At 40.2% G+C, this 21,369-nt stretch carries 6 protein-coding genes and 1 pseudogene; all 7 read right to left on the reverse strand.

What is annotated here, in order from left to right:
- The coding region (locus OCF96_RS08825; protein ID WP_261446948.1) for a DUF1542 domain-containing protein at window positions 1–6,170 on the reverse strand (6,170 nt) is incomplete at its 3' end.
- Between the two features lie 412 nt (window positions 6,171–6,582).
- Window positions 6,583–7,458: an Rpn family recombination-promoting nuclease/putative transposase gene (locus tag OCF96_RS08830; protein ID WP_261446949.1), complete on the reverse strand. Its 876-nt coding sequence runs from the start codon at window positions 7,456–7,458 to the stop codon at window positions 6,583–6,585.
- 100 nt (window positions 7,459–7,558) lie between these two features.
- A complete protein-coding gene (locus OCF96_RS08835; RefSeq protein WP_261028098.1) occupies window positions 7,559–9,247 on the reverse strand; it encodes an alpha-L-fucosidase in 1,689 nt (562 codons plus the stop codon).
- A gap of 1 nt (window position 9,248) precedes the next feature.
- On the reverse strand, window positions 9,249–13,037 hold the full coding sequence (locus OCF96_RS10220; RefSeq protein ID WP_315899000.1) for a glycoside hydrolase family 2 TIM barrel-domain containing protein: 3,789 nt from the start codon (window positions 13,035–13,037) through the stop codon (window positions 9,249–9,251).
- Window positions 13,038–13,427: 390 nt separating this feature from the next.
- Window positions 13,428–17,894: pseudogene (locus tag OCF96_RS08850) on the reverse strand (ZmpA/ZmpB/ZmpC family metallo-endopeptidase).
- Window positions 17,895–18,202: 308 nt separating this feature from the next.
- The gene (locus tag OCF96_RS08860; protein WP_004235732.1) at window positions 18,203–19,087 is read right to left on the reverse strand and encodes an SPFH domain-containing protein; all 885 of its coding nucleotides are present in this window, start codon (window positions 19,085–19,087) and stop codon (window positions 18,203–18,205) included.
- A gap of 767 nt (window positions 19,088–19,854) precedes the next feature.
- Window positions 19,855–21,360, reverse strand: coding sequence for a zinc ABC transporter substrate-binding lipoprotein AdcA (gene adcA / locus OCF96_RS08865; protein ID WP_261446950.1), 1,506 nt, complete (start codon window positions 21,358–21,360; stop codon window positions 19,855–19,857).
- Between the last annotated feature and the right edge of the window lie 9 nt (window positions 21,361–21,369).

The following is a 21,369-nucleotide window of genomic DNA, read 5'->3' on the forward strand; positions in this document are numbered from 1 at the left end:
GCGTTTCCTTTATCGTCTACTACTACAGTCGCACCTGGATTCACTGCTTTAACTTTGTCTTCGATGGCTTTCTTCTCTTCTGGAGTGAGAGCATCTGGATTTGCTACTACAGTCTTGTCAGCCGGTTTTACGATGTCGTTGCCTGCGTTTGGTTTCTTAGTATCTTCAACAGTACGTACTAATTCTTCTACAGGAATAACTTGTGTTTGACCATCTGGAGTTGAAACTTTAGCATTTCCTTTGTCATCAACTACTACAATTGAGTTTGGATTTACAGCTTCAACTGCTGCTTTAATCTTCTCCTTCTCAGCATCTGTCAACTTAGCTGGATCATTTACAACCACTTTATCAGCTGGTTTAACGATATCGTTACCTGCTTTTGGATCATTTGCTGTATCTGCAGTTTTCACTACTTGCTCAGGAGTGATGATTTCTTTGTGTCCATCTGGAGTTGTAACAGTAACATTTCCATCTGCGTCTTGAGTGATTTCTTTAGCATCTGGATTTACTTTCTTAACAGCTTCTAAGACCTTAGCTTTTTCATCATCTGTTAAAGCACTTGGATCATTTACAAGAACTTTGTCAGCCGGAATATTCACTTCACCTACAGCATTAATAGCCGCTTTATCTGACTCTTCAATTCCATTAACAGCGTCTGCGGTTTTAGCTACATCTACAGATTTCTTAGCTTGATCTGCGATTGCATCTACTTGAGCTTTAAGATCTTCTTTAGCTTTAGGAGTCAAGTCGTCGCGAGCGTCAATTGCTGCTTTTTTAGCTGTTGCTTCTTCATCAATTGCTTTACGAGCATTTGGCTTATCTTCTACAACAGGTACAGATTTTTCAATTTCACCTTCAGCTTCTTTTTGAAGTTGCTTAACTTCTGCATCTGTTCCAGCTTTATCGATTTCTTCCTTAGCTTCTTCTGCTAGAGCTTTAGCTGCATCTGCTGCAACTTTCTTCTCATCATCTGTAGCATCTGGAGTGTTAGCAATGTCTTCCAATTGTTTTGCTAATTTATCTTCGATGGCTTTCTTAGCTGCTGGTTTAGTAACTGCTTCAGGATTTACTGCTTTAACTTCATCTACACCTGATTTTTTAGCTGCATCTACTGCTTTTTGAGCTTCCGCTGCTTTTTCTGGCGTATCTGCATTGTCTGGTTGTGCATTAATTGCATCTGTTGCTGTCTTAGCTTTATCTTGTGCTTCTTTCTTAGCTGCGTCTTTTTCTTCTTGCGTTAAATCAGTACGTGCATCGATTTCTGCTTCTTTCTTAGCTAATTCATCTGCGATTGCTTTCTTAGCTTCTTCTTTTGCTACTGGATTTACAGCTTTAACATCTGCTACACCTTTATCTTTTGCTGCATCTACTGCTTTCTGAGCTTCTGTCGCTTTTTCTGGTGTATCTGCGTTATCCGGTTGTGCATTAATTGCATCTGTTGCTTCTTTAGCTTTATCTTGCGCTTCTTTCTTAGCTTTTGCTTTCTCTGCATCTGTTAAGTCTGTACGCGCATCAATTTCTGCTTCTTTTCTAGCTAACTCGTCTGCTACTGCTTTCTTAGCGGCTTCTTTAGCTACTGGATTTACTTTAGCAACTTCTCCTAAACCAGATGTTTTAGCTGTATCTACTGCTGCATCTGTTGTAGCTGAATCGATTGCTTCTTTAGCTTTCTTAGCTTCTTCTGCTGCTTTATCTTTAGCTACTTTTTTCTCTGCATCTGTTAAGTCGGTACGGGCATCAATAGCATTATTTTTAGCTGTTAACGCATCGTCGATTGCTTGTTTAGCTTCCGTTTTCTTAACTGCTGCTGGATTTACGGCTGTAACTTCATCTACACCTGTTTTCTTAGCTGCATCCACTGCATCTTGTGCTGTTTTCGCTGCTTCTGGTGTATCAGCTGCATCAGGTTGTTTAGCAATTTCAGCTAATTGAGCGTCAGCTTTATCTTTTGCTTCATTCTTAGCTGCTGTTTTTTCTTCGTCAGTTAAGTCTGTACGAGCATCAATTTCTTTATTTTTAGCTGTTAATGCATCTGCAATTGCTGTTTTCGCTGCTTCTTTCGCTACTGGAGTTACGTTTGCAACTGCTGTAGTTCCAGCTGTTTTAGCTTTATCAACTTCTGCGTCTGTTGTTGCTTTATCAACTGCATCTTTAGCTGCATCTGCTTTTGCTTTTGCAATTTCTTTCGCTTTAGTTTTTTCTTCTGGAGTTAAATCCGTACGAGCATCGATTTCTTTGTTTTTAGTTGCTAATGCATCATCGATTGCTTGTTTAGCTTCTGTTTTCTTATCTGCTTCTGGATTCACAGCTTTAACATCTGCTACACCCTTATCTTTAGCTGCATCTACTGCTTTTTGAGCTTCTGCTGCTTTTTCTGGTGTATCAGCATTATCAGGTTGAGCATTAATTTTTGCTAATTCAGCATCTGCTAGTTTCTTAGCTTCAGCTTTTGCTGCTGTTTTTTCTTCATCAGTTAAGTCTGTACGTTTATCAATTTCAGAATTTTTATCTTCTAATTCTTTCGCAATTGCTTTCTTAGCTTCTTCTTTAGCTACTGGATTTACAGCTTTAACATCTGCTACACCTTTATCTTTTGCTGCATCTACCGCTGTTTGAGCTTCTGTCGCTTTTTCTGGTGTCTCTGCATTATCAGGTTGAGCGTTAATCTTAGCTAATTCAGCATCTGCTAATTTTTGAGCTTCATCTTTAGCAGCTTTTTTCTCAGCATCTGACAAATCTGTACGGTTATCAATTTCTTGATTTTTAGCTGTTAATGCATTGCCAATAGCTTCTTTAGCATTTTCTTTTGCTACTGGATTAACTTTACCAATTTCTGTAGTTCCTGCAGTTTTTGCTGTATCTACTGCATCGTTTGTTGTTGCAGCGTCAATAGCTTTAGTTGCTTCTGCTGCTGCCGTATTATTTTTCGCAATTGCTGCGTCTTTTTCTGCTTGTGTCAGATTTGGATTTGCTTTAATAGCGTCTTCTTTAGCTTTACGAGCTGCTTCTACATCTGCTTTTGCTGCTGCTTTCTTAGCAACTACTGGGTTATCTGCTGCAATTGCACTTGTTCCTGCGTTTTTAGCCGTATCAAGAGCTGTTTTTGTAGTAGCATCATTAATTGCTGTTAATGCTTTTTCTTTATCAGCATTTACTTTAGCAACTGCTGCTGCTTTTTCTTCATCAGTAGCGTTTGGAGTAGCGTTAATTGCTGCAATTTTCTCATTTGCTGCTGTGTTTACTGCATCAATCGCAGGTTGTTTATCTAATTTAGTGAAGTCTGTTAATGGTCTTACATCTTTAGAACCATCTTTATATGTTGCAACAATGTTATTACCTTCTTTAGTGATTGTAGCAACTTTGTTATCAGTATTATCTACTGCCTCACCACGTTTAGATTCTAGGTTTTTGTCTTCATTCGTTCTAGAATATTCTAATTTTGCTTTAATTTTAGCAAATTCTTCATCAGTCACAGCTGTTGGATCAGCTACTGCTACTTTATCTTCTTCTGTTGGTGTAACGATGTCATATTTCTTAGCTTGTGCTTTTAATACGAATGTTACAGCTCCTGGGTCAGTTAAATATGTACCAACAATTTCTCCATTATTTTTATTTTTTACTGCATTATTTGAAATCTCTGCACCATCTGTATCTGTTGCTGTTGCAAAACGAGTTACAAGCTCTAAAGAGTCGTTTTCTGTTTTTGGAAGTCTATCCTGTGCAATCCCAGAAACTTGTCCTGTTATTTTAATTTTTGCTGGTGTAGCAGTTTCAGAATTAATCGCTGTTACTTTGAATCCCCATTCATTATCTTGTAAATCTGGATTTCCATCAACGTTATTTAACGCAATATTTCCACCTTTTTTAAGGGCCGCTGATTTAATTTTCCCAGAATCATCGTTAAATGTAATATCAACATCAGCTTCTTCTCCAGTATATAAATAAACTTCTTTTTTATTTGGAGCGGGATCTGAATACGGAATTGATACCGTTGGAGCAACGTTCGTACGGGCAAAATCTGTTAATGGTTTTGTATCTGTAGAGCCATCTTTATACGTTACTACTAGATTATTACCATCTCTTGTAATTGTATCGACTCTTTCATCTCTATTAGTTAATACTTCACCACGTTTAGATTCTAATCTCTTATCTGGATTTGTTTTAGAGTATTGAATTTCTACTCTTTTTTTAATTTCATTAAATTCTGCTTCTGTTACATTTGAAGCATCTGCTACTGGTAGCTTATCAGCTTGTGCGACTTCTTTAATATCATATTTTAAAGTTTGTGGTTTAAGCACTACATTAACCGCAGTTGGATCAGTAGCATCACGACCGTTTCCTCTCGCATCAGCACCATCATTGTCAATAGCTTTTACAAAACGCCATCCTAAAGCTATACCCGGTGGGTTTTCTCCTTTAGTTACTTCTTTTAATTTAGCTTCTGTAAATGCTCCTTCTGGCGCTGGAGTACCAGTGTAAGTGATAACTGCTGGGTTATCTGCTGTTGCAGTTGTTTCAGACGTGAATTTATTTGCAGTGAATCCATATTGAGTATCTTGTTTATTTGTTTCTCCTGCTACGTCTTTAAAATCTTGGTTACTTCCTCTTTTTAACTCTGCACTTGCAAGTTTTCCACTATCATCTTTGATTTTAATATCAAATGTATTAACTTCTGATGCATACACATATACTTCTTTTTTATCCGCTGCTGGGTCTGAGTATTCAATTTCTACCGTTGGTTTTTCATTTGTACGAGCAATATTTGAAAGTGGAGTTTCATCTGTTGAATCGTCAGTATATGTTACTACTACTTTTTTACTTGTAGTATCAACATCAATACTTTTCACTATTGAGTTTTGATTGTCTACGAGTTGTCCTTTTTTAGATTCTAATCTTGCATCTGTACTTGTTTTAGAATATTCAATCTTAATTTGATCTTTAATTTTTTGAATATCTGTAGCAGTTAAATTATCGATATCAGTAACACCGATTTTATTTCCATTTTCTGCTGGTTCTTGGATACTATATTTGTATGTTTGAGATTTAAGGACAATCTTAAAGTATCCATCTGCATTTACACCACTTCCAGGAGCAGACATTGTAGAACCATCTTTTGCTGTTACACGAAGATAACGGTCACCCATAGCGAAGTTTTGAGCTTCCGTCTTCGTATAGTTTTTATTCCCCATTATAACATCATTCGGTTGACCAGTCATTCTCACCGTTAATGGGGTATCTGTCTCTGTAGTGATTTTTTCAAAGTAATATCCATAACCATCTGTTAATGTTGTATCATTTACTTTTGTAAAAGGTTGACTTGATCCTTTTGTTGTTTCAACCGATGTTACTTTATTTGTTGCTGAGTTGATTTTAAATTCTACATTAGCCTCTTCTTTGTTATAAACATAGATTTCTTTTGTTGTATCATTTGAAAACTCTGTAGTGTAAGTAATATCACCTACAGTTTTTGACGTTTCAGTACGGAAAGCATTATCCTTATCCATCACTTTTCCGTTACGTGGATCGTTTGAACCTGTATTTTCGATTGAGTTAGATTCTGATTTTTTCTCAGTATTTTCTGCTGTTTTACCTACAGTTTCTTTTCCGTTAGTAGTGTCTACTGCTGGAGTTTCTTTTTTCTCTACAGGTTTATTTTTTAATTTAGTGTTAGCTGTAGTTACAAGTTTATTGTAAGCTTTTGTGATTTCATCTTGAGTTGTTGCGTTTGTTAATGTAGCTTTTGCAGATTCTAGTTCAGCTTTTAATACTGCAACACTTTCTTCAGTTTTGTTTTCGTATGTACCGTTAGCAAGTTTTGCTTCGATTTCTGAAATGTAGTTTGCTAGTTTAGTTTTATCTAAAGCTGGAGTTGCAGGTTCTTCTGATTTAGCAGGAGCTTCCGCTACAACTGTATTGTCCACTTGTTTTGTAGTATCCTCCTGAACCTTATCTGAGCCAGTATTTTCATCAGTTGGTTTAACTTTAAGCCCTGCTTCATCTTGCGGTTGAACAGCAGTCATATCAGCTGATACAGCTCCATTCCCTAGGAACATGAAAAGAGCAGCGACCGCTACACTAGCCGCTCCAAAACTATATTTACGGATCGAGTAACGTGTGACCTTTTCACGGTGCAGACGTTCAACACGACTCATAGATGGTTTGTTTTCCATTATTTTCTTTTCTCCTTTTATAAGGTTAATTGATTTGATTTCCACATGACACCTGCATACAGAAATCTACAATTTACATTTTATCTTATTTTCAATATATATGCAAATGATTTGAGTTGAAATTTTCGCCAAAAAAACATTCTGGGAAAGTAAGGAATTTTCAGATAAATCAAATCGGTATGTTTTCTCGTTTTTATGAATAAATAATTTACATGTTTTTATAACGAATTTGCTTTTATTTTAATTTCATTCATAAAGATAGCGCATTCATATAGGGTTAGTGGAGAAATAAATAAGTTTGAAGGGTCAAACAAATTATTTTTACGCTACATAAGAAAAAATTATTCGTAAAACATGTGAACCCAAAATAAAACATGCTACCTCATTTCGGTAACATGTCATCACTTTCTACTTACAACAACGCCTCAAACTCCTTGACGGTCATACCCAACTGCTGGCTGGCAACTTCAGGTGTCAGAAGACCTTGGCGGACTAGATTTAGTAAACCTACTTTCAATCCCTCTTCAATCCCCTCTGTCCTAGCAGTTTCCAAGGCATAGTCATGAGCCAATAATGCTTGTTCTTCTCGCATACGTAGTTGACTAAACATCTTCCTGTCCTCCTCGGACCAGCTCTTGTAGTCCAGCAGTTGATCTGCTTGGCTGATGGCTCGCTCAGGTTGCTGGGTAAAGGGTTTATTCCCAAAAAACTCCAACCACGGTTTACGAACCTCGTCTTTGCTGGTTTCTCTGTATTTTTTTAGTTCCAAGAATGCCATCTTGACTAGATGGTTTTCCTGTCCATTGTTTGTGATGGTTAAGACTTCACCTGTCGTGTCCTCTCGCATACTAAAGCTATGAAAAGCCAAATCATCTGAGAAATAATTACTGTCCACAATAGCGATTGCGTATACTGGAGCAATATGTTTGTAGCTCTGGTGAGTATTGCCCTCTTGCTGGCGAATTTTTTCTATATTTTGATTGACCTGACTGCACAAATAAGCCCACAGGCGATTGATGAAAAAATTCTGATGATGCACTTGAATCTCAATAATGACCTGAGTCCCGTTATCCAACTCCGCTAAGACGTCTATACTGGTATAGAAATCCTGCGCCGAGTACGGCAGGGAAGGCAAGACATGAATATTACTTCCCTCCAAAATGGTCACATTTTTGGCTGGCAAGTCCAGCATATCACGAATAAATTGACAAGTGATTTCTGGATTGCTAAAGATTTTCTTAGCAACCAAATCATTGGTCGGGCTGATGCCCGGATGTCTTAGAATCATCCTTTTCCTCCTTTTATTATACCACAGTTTTAAATCTAGCTTTACTAGATTCACCGCTACTATCTATTTATTCGGAAAGGAAATGAATTGTGAAGATATTTTATCTCGTTTCAACTAAAATATGAGCTTGATCAATCAACTGTCCATCAACAGTCAAATTGAGATAGAAATCCAAGGTCTTATCAGCAGCAAAATACAGGGTTGGTAGATGCAAATCTTTTTTGCATTCCCCTGCTTGGAATTGAAGGATTTGAATCTCGTCCTGATAGGCGACACCATGGACACCTGTCCCTGGTTGAATCGAAATCTTAGCCTCCAAAGGAGTATTACTTTCGCTACGTTCAATCCTAAAATGAAGAGTCTCTCCCTTTGTCACAGCTAGACTTTTTTCTGCAAAAGCTAACCCCTGAACAGCTACTGTTTGTGATAACCTCGGAGTCTTATAGAGTGAAATCTTGGTCAATACAGGCATAGATTGTACCTCGGTAATCATCACGCGCACCTTCTGTGCCTCTACTAGCGAACCTCGCAAGAGACGCTTATAACCAACTGTAAAGCCCTTACCAAATTCTTGCCAGACGCCATCCACCTCTACTTGCACATGAAAAGCAGCGATTCGTTGCCCTAGCTTCAAATCTTCTCTTAACTCAATCACATCAAAAGTTTTAGGTGATCCTAAGTCGAGTTCTAACTGGATTGGCAAGCCTGCATCGCTTGCCCAAGAGCTGGTCTTAAGGCCATCTGTCAAATGGTGACAGGCAAAGTCTGCGGAAAGAGCAGGACCAGATACCTTAGCTCCCAGAGCCAAATCTTCTTTATAGAGCTCATTGCGATAGGTCGCAAATTCATAGAGGCGTTCAATATCCTTTGCATCAAATAGCCCAGCTTGATTCGGCGGAATATTAAGTAGGAGCGGGGTTCCTCTCCCCACTGAGTGAAAATAGATTTCGACCAACTCCTCAAGAGACTTAGGATCCTGCCCTTCATGGTAAAACCAACCCGGCCGAATAGAGACATCTGCCTCTCCAATTGAAAAAATCGTACCCGAGGGATCTCCGTGCTGAAGATAGTCCAGCTCTGCTTCTGTTCCTAGTTTATCAGGATTCACCTTTTGCCACAGTGGATCACCTGCATACCCTCGTTCATTGCCAATCCAGCGGATACTGGTGCCTTCTGTTGAAAAAATTAAGCAATCTCCCTGCAGGTCACGAATGGTTTCAAACCATTTTTCAAATTCATAATTGACCTTTTGAGCGCCCTCTCCTCTGGCACCATCCATCCAGACCTCAGCAAATTTCCCTCCATTTCCATAGGCAGGATTTGATAAAATCTCCTTCAGCTGAGCCAGATAATAGGAATTATAGTCCGCTTCTCGGTCCACATGATAGAGGGGACTGTGGGCGTCCCACGGCGATAGGTAGACCCCCATATCCATATCAAACTCTGTGGCAGCTTGGGATACTTCAAGGAGTAAGTCCCCCTCTCCATTCCTCCAAGGACTGCTCTTGACCGAATAATCTGTATGAGCTGTCGGATAGAGGACAAAGCCGTCGTGGTGCTTGACCACCAAAATCAACTTTTTAAAGCCCGTTTCCTTGAGCACGCGAACCCACTCACGCGCATCTAACCTTGTCGGGTTAAAGCGTTCAGGATCCTCCTGACCCGTCCCCCATTCCTGATCATAAAAAGTATTGGGTCCAAAATGGATAAAGGCTGCTAGTTCATCCTCTAAATAAGCTAGCTGGGCCTGACTAGGCAAGGGCCCATGCGGTTTTATTTCTCTTACCATACTATTTCCTATCTACATTTTTCTTAACTTTTTTGGCATGTACTTGCAACTCTGTTAACGCTAGAGGGCTTGTCAAGTTTTCAAATCCAAGACGAAGGGCATAAGTCTCTACCTTATCAAATTCAAAACGAAGCTCTTCATCCTTGTCGCTTGAAACTTTTCGGATAGCTGATACAGGGCGCCAATTCTCCTCTTGCTTGAGCAGGGAATCCTTATCCAAATGGTTGGGAGTTCGAGGTAAGCTAGGCTCATTCCCTACATAATAATCAATAAAAGTAGGCTCCATCGCCACGTATTCTTGATTCTCAACATAATACAAGGTCACGTTATCCACGAATCGCGGTTTTAAAATCCCTGCATCTCCAAAAATTATGCCCACGCTGGCTTGCTCTGACTTGGCAATCCAAGTATTGGCTGTCGATTTCTTCCGAGAAATGACCTTGTCATTGAGGTAAGAGGCTGGGTGATTCGGTTCTGAATGAGAAGCAAAGACCAGAGGCAGGTTGGATCCTGTCCACTGATTAGAAATAACTTCCCCATCTACACTGGCATCTGTCACATGGATGGTAACTGTTGCCGGCAACTCACAGCTCGCTACTTGTCCTGTGAGCACACATTCTTCTACCTGAGCATAGATTTGAGAATCAAGCTCGTCCCAAGTCACCTTGGCCGTATCTCGTCTGCCATCTGATAAGACTAGCTTGACTCGGTCTGGTAAGTGTGGGGGTTCCTTGACAAGCGTCCAAACCCTCTCAGGCTCAATAGCGCAAATCCCTTGAACACAAACCTGGGCAGAAGCCTTTAAATCCAGACCTTCTATCTGACCAGATACCGTAAATTCATGAAATCTTGCCAAAGCTTCTTCAGGAATCTCCTCCCAAACAACCTTGACTCTCTTTACTCTGCCAGACTCATAGTCTACCAAAACTGAAGATGGTAGCTGTGGATAAGTTCCCTTAGCTGTATACAAGCGAAGTGGTCTTACAGAAACTGCCTGCCCTAGTAAGGTATTTTCTGCCACCTGCAAATGAGTTTGATAGGTTTTCCCTTGATAATTGGCGAGGATAGCCAAGTCGCCTGCAGACAAGCAATGAAGCACTCCCTGCTTGATAATGGCGTGGGCACTACCACTCGTCTCCCAAATCACTTCACTATTCCCCACCTTGTTCACAGGGTTATCCACAGTTTGTGGATAAAGTCCAATAGCTGGGGAATCCCCTTCTTGTAACCCTGTCTGCTTGTCCACTCGAATCTCAAACAAGCGCTTATTTTTTACTGGTTGGCAATCCAAAGCATCTCCCACTAAGAAATCAAAACTTGCTGGCTCTAATCCTCTGGCACTAGCCTTTACTCTGACTAGACCTGCCTGCTCCAAGCTCTGAACTAAGAGGACACCTCTGCCATGAAAGGCTTTCCGCTTAAAACGACCATTTTTCTGAGCCTGATAACGTTCACGACTGGCCTGCCTACCATTATCCACACCTACAATACGAGCAGGGCCTTCAATTTCAAAATGAAGCTGATTGGAAGCGCTCGGCACCCAATTTCCATCCTTGTCCAATACATCAAAATAGATATAAAGGAGGTCTTGCCCATCTGACTCCAGTTGTGTTTTCTCGGCATGCAGCCCAATTTTGGCTGGCTCACCTGCAGTCACCACCCTATCTTCTGCCACAAGCTGACCTTGGCGGTCATAGGCTACAGCATATAATTCTCCTGGTTGATAAGCTAAATGCCATTCGAGATAGAGTTGGTCAGAACTTTCTCCCTCTTGGTATTTTCGACCGTCTGAAGTCCATTTTTCCTGAAAGGTCTTCAGACCTTGGGATTTTCCATTGAGAAATAGCTCTACTGAACCAGCATTTGAATACACTCGAACAGGGATATCCCCATACTTATCCACAACTTGTTGATAACTCTTGTGGATTTCCCAATTCCAATGGGGCAGGATATGAACCATGGGATGCTGATCTAGGTCCAACCACTGACTTTGATAGAGATAATAGTCATTTTTAGGAATCCCTGCTGTGTCCACAATCCCAAAATAGGAGCTCTTGACAGGTGTGTCATTTTGATTGTGCCAAGGAGTCGGCTCACCGATATAGTCCACTCCTGTCCAGATAAACTGACCTGCATAGTCTAGCCGATTTCTATCTGCTATCCAAGAAGCCGTCGCTGTCTTCCCCCAAGGAACCCGATCATTGCCATAGTCTGACTGTTCAAAATTCCTCACGCGGCGATTATCCCCAATCCATTCCTTATCAGGGCGAAAATAGCTATCACGCGTCCTTGTAGCGGATGAGGTTTCAGATCCATAAAGTCGCCACTTGGGATGTCTTTTGCGAATCCCGTCAATATTGTCTTCCGAGTAATTCAAACCCACCACATCCAGCAAATCAGCAATCTTTTCATGACCTCCAGAACCATCTCCGAAGCGGAATTGGTCCATTCCCATAGTCACAAAACGGCTATCATCAACCTCCTTAACCCTTTCTAGCAAGCGTTTGATCGTCTTCAATGAATGAGCATCGCCATTTGCTTCGCTGACTTCATTTCCTAAGGACCACATAAAGATTGCCGGATTGTTCTTACCACGCTCAATCATGGTACGCAAATCGTAATCTGACCAGAAATCGCCTGCTTTCGCTTCTGGATGAGTCGCTTCTTCCTCAAAAAAGCGACCATAATCATATTCTTTCTTGCCTCCATACCAGGTATCAAAGGCTTCTTCTTGGATGAGTAGGCCCATTTTAGCGGCCACATCTAGCAAGATACTACTAGCTGGATTATGAGTAATTCGAATCGCATTGACGCCCATTTCCTGCATCTGACGCAAGCGTCTCTCAGCAGCTGACCTGTTTTCCACAGCTCCCAGCGCTCCATAGTCATGGTGCAGACAAACCCCATGAATCTTCAACCAGCGACCATTTAGAAAGAAGCCCTTATCCGCTTGCCAATCCATATAGCGGTAACCAAAGTTCTCCTCTACTTCATCAACCAAAAAGCCATTTTTGTAGAGACGAGTCTTCAATTGGTAAAGGTGGGGATGGTCAATATCCCAAAGCAAAGGTTGGAAAATTGATATTGCTTGTTGAAAATGATGTTTGTCCCCAGCTTCAATCACTAGAGAGTCTGTCGCCTGCCAGTCTGACAGTTGCTGCCCTTCATACCAGATACTCTGTTCCAAATACACCGACACAGACTGAGGTCCATCATTTGAAACCTTACTTTCAAGCTGAGTTTCAGCCCATCCATCTCTTTGTTCCTTGAGCTTGGGACTTACTATCTTAATCCCATATAAATCCAGATGCACCAAATCTGTAATCAACAATTTTACTTCTCGGTAAATACCACTACCAGAGTACCAACGGCTGCTAGGTTGCTGATTTTCCACAAAAACCGCAAGCTGGTTGGCCGTCCCATCATTTCTTAGATAAGGTGTGATATCATAAGAAAAGGGTGTATAGCCATTGGGATAATAGCCCAGCACTTGCCCGTTGATATAGACTTGGGAGTTCATATAAACCCCGTCAAAGAGCAAACGCACTGATACTAGACTGGCATCTTCTTCCAAGTAAAACTGCGTCCGGTACCAAGCCTGACCCCCGTTTAACTGACCGCCCTCATTTTGCGCTGGCGAATACTGGTCAAAATCATTATAAATACTCCAGTCGTGTGGCACTTGAATAGCCTGCCAATTTCCCCTCTGAAAATCCGGCGCCAAGGCCTCTTCTTTACCCATCTCCTGGCTAAAAAACCAGTGATTTCGTAAAACTTCTTCTCTTCTCATACAAGCATTCCTCTTTAAACGACTCGTTTTACTTGACTATAGCACAAAACAAAAGCGCTTTCAAGACTTCCTCCATCACTCCCTAAATCCTCAGAAAAGATTCTATAATTTGTGGAGGAGTCTGAAAATCATTCCATATTCAAGCAAACTGTAATTTTCAAGAAACAATACTCTTCTAAAATCTCTTCAAACCACGTCAACGTCGCCTTGCCGTAGATATATGTAAATGACTTCGTCAGTCTTATCTACTACCTCAAAACGGTGTTTTGAGCAACCTGTAGCTAATTTCCTAGTTTGCTCTTCGATTTTCATTGAGTATAAGGTCAAATCTTACAATAACGCAAAAAACACCTCTCTGAATGTTCATTCCAGAGAGATGTCCCTTTTGTCTTAGCTATTGTAAATCGACTGTCTAAAGTCATCTGAATCTTTAAGATAAGCTTTATAAATCGCTTGTTTCAGTTTTTGCACTGGAGTTTCAATAAACTCAAACTTTTTAGCCGTTGTATTTCCTGCTTTTATCTGTTTCAACTCCTCTTGGACAGCTTTCTGCATCAATTCACTTAACTTCTGACTTGTCAGACTTATTTCCTGACCTTCATATTGGATTGTCAAAGGTTTCAATTGATTAATCTTAGCTACTCTTTCCTTGATCTGTGCTTTTTTGAACTCAGCATAGCTCTTACCATTCAAAATTTTATTGAAAATGTAAGTATCAGATAAAGGCTTGTTCTCAGACTCTGCTACTTGTTTGTATTGATTTGAAACATAAGGAACAAATCCTTCATAATAGCCCAAAGCAGCCATCAATTCAAAGGCTTGTTTTCTAAAGGTGATGTCCCCACTCATACCAGAGTCATTTTGACTAACACCATAAATGGTGTCAAACATATCAACAGTATAATAACCATTTGCTGCAATTTTACCTTTATCTGAAAAACCAGCAATGATATAACGATTGACCAGGATATGATTGTCAATCAAACTATCAATATCTGTCAATTTTTTGGCATCTTCTAAGGTCAGAGCTTGAATCTCCTCACTCTTATGAGTCGGTTTAACTGCTGTATTACGGTAATCTACCCAAGTTCTAGGACCTGTTGAAGTGATTGGCGTTATTTTTTTGAAATAACTCATCTTGTCTTCTGCAGATAAGCCTTTACTTGCCTCTGCTTCTAGATAATCTAGAGTATAAAGGACATCAAAACTTCCCTTCATATAAGATTGCAAATCTTCTGCCGTTTTAAATCGATCAGGTGTTCTATTGTAAAATCCATTCTTATCACTCTCATCATATACAAAGTTGAGATTGAAATAAGTATCCTTTTCTGGATTATAGGAGTTTTCAAAAATACCACGGGCATAAAACTCTGCTCCTGTACCATCTCGACGACCGTGATTATTAAACAAGACCGTTCTATCTAGTAAGTGCGTCATTTCATGAGAATAAGTAGCTGAACCTCTATCATCCAGAACCCTATCTATAAAGTAACGGACACCTAATCCATTAGCCTCAGCTCCCACCTTACTTACTGGAGAATAGTAATTCATAGGAGTCATAAATTGGTCAACTCCCTTATCAGCTCCATTACCAGTAGCTGGTGACCAAGTACTATCAATCTGGGCATTTGGATTGCTTGTATATTTCTTCATCGTATCAATAATCAAGCGATTTGTCAGTAACTTATCACGATTTTCGGGTTTTGTTATACGATAAAGAGTATCAACATAGTTGGCTTGTTGTACAGCCGCTTTCTCAATTAAAGACTTGACTCTAGCAAGCTCAGCCTGATACTTAGTTGGATTAGACTGGGCAAGAGAAGTATCTATATAGGAACCAATATTACCATAGGTAATTGTCGCCATATTACTAATCACGTAAACATTTGGTTCTTTCACATTTAAAAGTCCCAAAATAGCAGCCATATTAGCCTCTTGTTTACGAGGATCCTTTTCTCCAGCTGTCAACTTGCTATACAGCCCGACATACGCTGAAGGATTTTCCTTAGATGATTTTTCAACAATCATAGCTTGGCTAGATTTTTTAAGCCAGGTATCCGCATCATCTGACGTAAAGAGTTGGCGATTGCTGTCTAAAAATTCCTTCAAGCTAGCCTTACCTGTAATAGTAGATAAGTATTTTGTAAATGTTTGAGGACTATTGGTCAATTTCATCTCTTCATAAGACATGGATCCTAATTTTTTCAAACTATCCAAGGCGGTCATTGTCTTATTACCAAATGAACTTGGATTAAAGGCCAGAATATCACGAATATTCGTGTCCCCAAATTGAATATTATAAAAGCGATTGATATAAGACAGTCCCAACAAAATCTGCTCTTTGTATTGCTCAAGCTCTTGTTTGACCTTGCTACGATTTTCAGGGGTATCTCCTATAATTCCCAATGTATGCGAGGCAATCTTTTTGAAACTTGACTCAGCTTGCGTCTTCGTCTGATCAAAGCTTTCTTGAATTGATAGTTTTTGAAGATACTCTGTACGCAATATATCTTTGACTTCTTGGTCAGTGATATTTGGGCGTGTTTTTCTGAGCGCAATTCTCTTTGTTATAATATCTCGAGGATCATAGACAGGCTCTAACTGTGCTTTTAATTTACTGTCATGTAAGAAATCTACTGATCTCGCGCTTGTGGTAAGAGCAGACACATCCACAGCATCTTCTCTCTCACTATTGGCTGGAAGTAAGTGTGGTTTATCCTCCTGACTACCAACTAAAATAACTCTCGGTTTCATTGGTTTTGTTATTTGACTCACTTCTTGAGGATTAACCAATTCACCAGTTTGTTCATTGATAGCGTAGGTTCTGGTAAGTGTATTCTCACCAACTTCTCCTTCAGATGCTACCTTTTCTATATTTTTAGCAAGTGAAGAATCCTCTCTTCGCTCCTCAGTAACAGCAATCGGTTGTATTACTTTTTCCACATTACCAACTTGAATCACTTTATCGACTGCTGGATTTACTTGTCTAGTAGTGTCAGATACCGTCACCTGACCTGTTGCCTTGTCTAGTTGATAAGTCGTCCTAGTTTCCACCGAACCATCACGCCCTGCAACCGCTACTTTCTCTTGTCTGAACTCCAAAGCAGGATTCACTTGGTAAATCGTTTTATGAGATAGGACAGTAGTTTCAACACTCGGTTTAGTTCCAACTTCTACAACTTGATCAACTTTGTTAACTACTATTTTGACAGTTTTATTCTCAGAAATATTTCCACTTGCTTGATCTTTAGTATAAGTAGTAGTAACTTGTTCTTGTCCCTCAACACCCGGAATTTTTACTCTTGTAACGCCGTGATCTAGTTCCTCATTCTTTTCATAAACGGTTTCATAAGGAACGACTTTGGTCTCTACTTTGGTCTGAGGAAGTTGAGTGTCTTCTTTATACTCTGGGAGATCCTCCTGTATCTCAGGCTCACCGGAAACGCCACCTTCATATGACGGAAGAGAAGGTTCTACCAAAGGATCGCCGGAAACACCGCCTTCATAAGACGGAAGCATTGGTTCTACCAAGGACTCACCGGAAACACCGCCTTCATAAGACGGAAGAGACGACTCTACCGAAGGCTCACCGGAAACATCGCCTTCATAAGATGGAAGGGACGGCTCCACCAAGGATTCGCCGGAAACACCACCTTCATAAGATGGAAGCATTGGTTCTACCAATGACTCGCCGGAAACACCGCCTTCATAAGAGGGGAGAATTGGTTCTACCAATGACTCGCCGGAAACACCGCCTTCATAAGAGGGGAGAATTGGTTGGACTTCCGGGGCTAGACTTATTCCATTTTCTTGAGGTTCCTTCTCTTTTGTCCCGACCAGAATCACCTGAGTAACTGGTTCACGAAGCACCTCTCTTCCTATTTCATTTCGCGTAACCACACCATCAATAATCCTTACTTCTGTTAAGATTCGTTCTTGTCCCTTGGCACCTTCTATAGAAATTCTTTTTTCTCCCTTAGCCAGAGTTGGGTCAGACTGCAATTGAATTTCAAACTCTATCTCCCCTACCCTAACTTCCAGTTCTGGCTTGTCTTCAGTAACAGTTTTCATTCCTTCATCTGGTACTTTTTTAGACTCAATACTCATACTTTTTTCAGGAGTTGGATTTAAAACAGGCTCAACTGAGTAAGATGGTTGAGGAGATTGCACAAGATCTTCAGTCGAGCTAAAATGAGATGTAGTCTGTGGTACAATCTTCTTAGATTGAGGTTCTGAACTTTCCTCCTTTTGAGATAATGCTGGCGACTCTACCTTATCAACAGAAAGTTCCTTGCTAGCACTATCTCTTACCAAATAATATCCCGTAAATTCATATCCTTGAACTCTTTCAGGACTTGGTAAAAACTGACCTTCTACTCTCTTAACAAGGGCTGGTTGCAATTCTACCAGATTTTCTAAAGCAGAGATGGATGCTACCCAACCACCAACAGCAAAGACGCTCACAAGGAAGTAAGACGCTCCCTTTTTTCTCTTGATTAAAGTGAAGGAAAGCAATAATAATCCTGCTCCCAAGATAAACATCTCATCATTAGAAAACAGACCTGTTTCTGGTAATCTTGTAGCCAATTTTCGATAGACAAAATAGTATTCTTTTCCCTCTTTTACCTCAATCTTATTTTCTTCAAACCATTGCAACTCAGATTTCAGCTTTTCAGGTAAATCCTGCTCATCCAAGTAATGACTTGAAATTAGTGTTGAAGTCGTTTCTGCAGCCTGTACGGGTTGAGCCCCCATACCTGCAAAAAATAAACTCGTTCCTAGCAAGACCGAGCAAGCTCCTATTGTATATTTTCTCAAAGAAAAACGCTGCTTTCTCTCAAATTAAAATTCTTTCATCCCATATCCTATCATTCATTATTACTGTATATTTAGTATATCAGAAATAGTTTGTATTCACAAATCTTTCTAGTTATTCCCTTATCATTCCAAATTAAGGGCAACAACATACAATAATTTTTATTTAATACTCTTCGAAAATCAAATTCAAACCACGTCAGCGTCGCCTTACCGTACTCAAGTACAGCCTGCGGCTAGCTTCCTAGTTTGCTCTTTGATTTTCATTGAGTATAAATGTATATCAATGTTCTTTGCTTTTCTTAACAAATGCAATACAAAAAGAGCCTGTTGCCAAGCTCTTTAGTCTATTATTTCTTCTCAGCACGGAGGGCTGACAAGATTTGTGTACGGATATCATCTACACCATTTGGCGTATTTGGTAAAAAGATAGTTTGGTTTCCTTTAGAGGCAAAGGTATTCAAGGTGTCCAAATACTGGTTGGTCAAGAGGATGGACATGATTTGTTCTTCTGTCATGCCAACATTTGCTTCCTTGAGTTCTGTGATAGATTCTGCCAATCCATCCACAATCGCCTTACGCTGTTGGGCAATCCCCACACCATGAAGGCGGTCTTTTTCTGCTTCGGCTTCAGCTGCAGTGACGATTTTAATCTTGTCGGCTTCCGCCAATTCTTGCGCTGCAACCCGCTTACGTTGCGCCGCATTGATTTCATTCATGGATTGCTTAACTTCTGCATCTGGTTCGACCTTGGTAATCAAAGTTTTCACGATAATGTAGCCGTAAGTAGTCATTTCTTCTGCTACTTGGTGTTGAACTTCAAGGGCAATCTCATCTTTTTTCTCAAACAATTCATCCAAGGTTAATTTGGGAACAGAAGAGCGAAGAGCATCTTCGATATAAGATTTAATCTGAGATTCTGGACGCATGAGTTTATAGTAGGCATCTGTCACGCTCTGCTCGTTGACACGGTACTGAGTCGCTACATTCATCATAACGAACACATTGTCCTTGGTCTTAGTCTCAACCACAATATCGCTTTGCAACAAGCGCAACTGAATCCGTGCTGCAATCGAGTCAATCCCAAAAGGCAATCGAATATGAATACCGCTATTAGCAACCTTTTGGTATTTCCCAAAGCGTTCAATAATCGCCACCGACTGCTGACGAACCACATAAACTGTACTCAGTGTGACTATCACCAATAGAAGCACACAAACCACCACAAAAATCATCAAAAATGTTGCCATTATCGTGACCTCCATTATTATTTTTCCTGTATTATAGCACATTTAAAGAAGGCTGTGCAGTTTTTACTGCTATTTTTCCTGAAAGGTCAATAATTAGAGGCGAATTGTCACATTGTCGTCTAATCTCTGTCAATTTAAGTTACATATGTTATAAACCGTGCTCAGAGTATTTCTAGTTGTTTATCTAAGTACTATCTGAGCTTTTCAAGTCGTGGACAAAGAACCGAAACAAGTAACGGTTAATCTCTTTAAAAGACTCACAAAAAACATCATTGAAGTGAACCGCACTCCAATAGTTCAAGCATTAAGCATTGTTGATGATCCAAATTTAATGTGATATACTATTTTTGTCATCGGTTACCGATTACGTTCCTTACGGTTCGTGAGAGGAGGTGAAACTAATGAGCCTTATCATAGAGCTCGCTCTTACTATTATAGCGGACGTCATAGCAGGAATTATCTTGTATTTCGTCTGCAGATGGCTAGATAGTAAGGACTAGACCGAGTGACTAGCCTATCAACACCCGTTAAATCGCTAAGATACGTCAAAAAAGCCCTTAACTATCGCACTAGTTAGGGGCTTTGGTGTTCTAATGAACCTTATCAATTAACTACATTCTAGCATATAAACCCCGATATTTCAAGAGTTTTATTTATTTTTTAAATTCCTTAGGTAGCTGAAAGGTCTATAATGAAGTTTGCCATCTAGTATCCAAAAACCGACTAGCTCTTATGAACTAGTCGGTTTCTCATCAATGCGCCAACATTTCTTGGGCGATTTCTTGGCCAGATAGGTTATCTGGGTAATAGGTTGGCCAGTTATCCATTTCTTCAAAGAGGGCTTCTTGGCTTGTGCCTCCAAAGAAGATATGGAAATGTTCTGCCTTAACTGGGGCGATATTGTGGTCGCTAAACTGAACATACTTGAATTGTCCAGCGTCCGCATCTGTCGCTTCAAAGAGGAAACGCACGCCACGATTGCCTTTCTTGTAAGTCAAGATTTTCTTACCAACATACTTGTAAGTATATTTCTTGCTTTGTCCACCTTGAACAAATTCCATAGTGTTATCAGTGATATTAATCTTAGTCACATCTGTCTGATAGCCTTTTGTATAGTAGGCCTTGTACTCAGCCTGAGTCATCTTACCTGTCAACTTAGCCTTGTAGTCAAAGACTTGATCAAAAGTACCATCTTCAAGGAAAGGATAAACTGATTGCCAGTTACCTGCATAGTCACTCAAGGTGCGGTCCTTGACGTCTGCATCCTCAAAGTAACCATTTTGAACTGTCTTGGTATCCTCTGCCTTTTCAGGCTCAATTGCTGGGCCTTCTTGGTCTGTTGTTTGTTTCAGAGCCTTGAGGTTTTTCTCCATAACGGAGATGTAGTTTTCGCCAGCCTTGGTATCCTCTTCTGTCAGACTTTCCAAAGGATTAAGGACATCTGTTTTGACACCTGCCTCTTTTGAAAGTGTGTTAGCAAGGGCTTGTGAGGCATTTTCTTCAAAGTAGATATAGGCAATTTTATTTTTCTTAATGTACTCTGTCAATTCCGCCAAGCGAGCAGCTGATGGCTCTGCATCTGGAGAGAGGCCTGAGATTGCGACTTGTTTGAGTCCATAGTCCAAGGCAAGGTAGTTAAAGGCTGCGTGTTGAGTCACAAAACTCTTTTGTTTGGCTTGAGACAAGCCTTCTGCATAAGCCTTATCCAATTCTTTCAATTTTTCGATATAGGCAGCAGCATTCTTCTCAAAGGTCTCTTTTTTATCAGGATAATCTGCTGACAAACTGTCACGGATATGCTCTACTAATTTAATAGCGCGAACTGGTGATAACCAAACATGGGGATCAAACTCATGGTGATGGCCTTCTTCTCCATGGTCATGGTCTCCCTCTTCTTCCTCACCACCTGGCAAGAGCAACATATCGCCTGTCGCTTTTATGGTTTTCACCTTTTTCTTATCCAGGGTATCTAGCAATTTAGGAACCCATGTTTCCATGTTTTCATTTTCATAAACGAAGGTATCTGCATCTTGGATTTTGGCAACTGCCTTGGCAGATGGTTCATATTCATGGGGTTCTGTACCAGCACCGATTAGGAGTTCTACATTAGCCGTATCTCCTGCGACTTGCTTGGTAAATTCATAGACAGGGTAAAAGGTTGTCACGATATTTAGTTTGCCATCTGCCTGCTTTTGATTGGAACAAGCCACTAAAAACAAGGCACATAGACTGGCTAGCAATAAGCTAATTTTTTTCACGTTCGTCTC

Source organism: Streptococcus mitis (genome assembly GCF_946190065.1).
Classification (GTDB): Bacteria; Bacillota; Bacilli; order Lactobacillales; family Streptococcaceae; genus Streptococcus; species Streptococcus mitis_DE.